Consider the following 461-nt stretch of genomic DNA (forward strand, 5'->3'; position numbering starts at 1 on the left):
GTGGTTGACGTGCGGGATGTCGAAATAGACCGGGGCATCACCGGAACGACAGAGATAATCGACGATGGTCGAGACGCTCTGGCTGTTGTTGTTGCCGACGAATGGCGTGTCGCCCTCCAGATAGGTGTCGAAATAGACGATCGGTATGGTCTGCGTCAGCTTCTCCAGCGTGCGATGGTCGGAGCGCAGGCCGAGCGGCGCGATCAGCGCGCCGGAAACTTTTAGCGAAAGAATGGTTCGCGTCGCTTCCACTTCGAGCTCGCGCGAGCCGTGCGAGGAGATCACGATCGGCCAGTAGCCTTCGTCGCGCAGCCTGAGTTCGATTCGGCTGACCATCTCGGAATAGAAGGGATCGGCGACCGTAGGCACCACAATGCCGATGCTGCGGGTCCGCTTGCGGTTCAGGTTGCGCGCAAAGAGATTGGGCTGGTAGTCGGACGAGCGCAGCGCCACCTCGATCC

At 60.7% G+C, this 461-nt stretch carries 1 protein-coding gene; it reads right to left on the minus strand.

Features of this window, described 5'->3' with window-relative positions:
• Positions 1-461 (minus strand): LacI family DNA-binding transcriptional regulator (locus EOA85_RS36970; RefSeq protein ID WP_164760212.1); only part of this gene is annotated, 461 nt, incomplete at both ends.

Source organism: Mesorhizobium sp. M5C.F.Ca.IN.020.29.1.1 (genome assembly GCF_003997375.1).
Taxonomy (GTDB): domain Bacteria; phylum Pseudomonadota; class Alphaproteobacteria; order Rhizobiales; family Rhizobiaceae; genus Mesorhizobium; species Mesorhizobium wenxiniae.